Origin of the sequence: Escherichia sp. Lx600-2, from assembly GCF_036662595.1 — a bacterium.
In the GTDB taxonomy this organism is placed as follows: domain Bacteria; phylum Pseudomonadota; class Gammaproteobacteria; order Enterobacterales; family Enterobacteriaceae; genus Escherichia; species Escherichia coli.
In genome coordinates, this window is sequence record NZ_JAYQWM010000222.1 from 1 (window position 1) to 1,423 (window position 1,423).

General features: G+C 52.6%; 1 protein-coding gene. It reads right to left on the minus strand.

Annotation, left to right across the window (positions count from 1 at the left end):
• Nucleotides 1-91: 91 nt before the first annotated feature.
• Nucleotides 92-1,320, minus strand: a protein-coding gene (locus OQV04_RS24595; RefSeq protein ID WP_085959875.1) for an IS3 family transposase whose coding sequence is annotated in 2 segments (ribosomal slippage) — nt 92-1,005 and nt 1,005-1,320 — 1,230 coding nt in all. Because the reading frame shifts where the segments join, the coding sequence is not laid out codon by codon here.
• Between the last annotated feature and the right edge of the window lie 103 nt (nt 1,321-1,423).

Sequence of the window (1,423 nt, forward strand, 5' to 3'; positions counted from 1 at the left end):
TGATAGAAACAGAAGCCACTGGAGCACCTCAAAAACACCATCATACACTAAATCAGTAAGTTGGCAGCATCACCGCCGATTGGATTTGCCCCTATATTTCCAGACACCTGTTATCACTTAACCCATTACTGGCTTGCTGCCGTAGATATTCCCGTGGCGAGCGATAACCCAGTGCACTATGCGGATGCCATTCGTTATAATGCTCGAATGCCTCTGCAAGGTTCTTTGCTGCCGTTAACCCGTCTGGTTTGGGCATGACACTGATGTAGTCACGCTTTATCGTTTTCACGAAGCTCTCTGCTATGCCGTTACTCTCCGGACTCCGCACCGCCGTGTTCTTCGGTTCAAGCCCCAACATCCGGGCAAACTGCCGTGTTTCATTAGCCCGGTAGCATGAACCATTATCCGTCAGCCACTCTACTGGAGACGCCGGAAGCTCGTTGCCGAAACGGCGTTCCACCGCTCCCAGCATGACGTCCTGTACTGTTTCACTGTTGAAGCCGCCCGTAGTGACCGCCCAGTGCAGTGCCTCACGGTCACAGCAGTCCAGCGCGAACGTGACTCGCAGTTTTTCTCCGTTATCACAGCGGAACTCGAACCCGTCAGAGCACCATCGCTGATTACTTTCTTTCACAGCCACTCTGCCGGTATGTGCCCGTTTCGATGGCGGTACAGCGGGTTTTCGCTCAAGCAACAGCGCATTCTGGCGCATGATCCGGTAAATACGTTTGGCATTGATCGCAGGCATACCATCAAGTTCGGCCTGTCTGCGAAGCAGCGCCCATACCCGACGATAACCATATGTGGGCAGCTCTCCGATAACATGGTGTATACGGAGAAGCACATCCGTATCATCTGAGTGACGGCTGCGGCGACCATCTTTCCAGTCATCGGTTCGTCTGAGAATGACGTGCAACTGCGCACGCGACACCCGGAGACAACGGCTGACTAAGCTTACTCCCCATCCCCGGGCAATAAGGGCGCGTGCGCTATCCACTTTTTTGCCCGTCCATATTCAACGGCTTCTTTGAGGAGTTCATTTTCCATCGTTTTTTTGCCGAGCAGGCGCTGGAGTTCTTTAATCTGCTTCATGGCGGCAGCAAGTTCAGAGGCAGGAACGACCTGTTCTCCTGCGGCCACAGCAGTAAGACTTCCCTCCTGGTATTGCTTGCGCCAGAGAAATAACTGGCTGGCTGCCACACCGTGTTGCCGGGCAACAAGGGAGACTGTCATTCCCGGTTCAAAACTCTGCTGAACAATAGCGATCTTTTCCTGTGTAGTACGCCGTCTGCGTTTCTCCGGTCCTAAGACATCAATCATCTGCTCTCCAATGACTAGTCTAAAAACTAGGGAAGGTGCGAATAAGCGGGGAAATTCTTCTCGGCTGACTCAGTCATTTCATTTCTTCATGTTTGAGCCGATT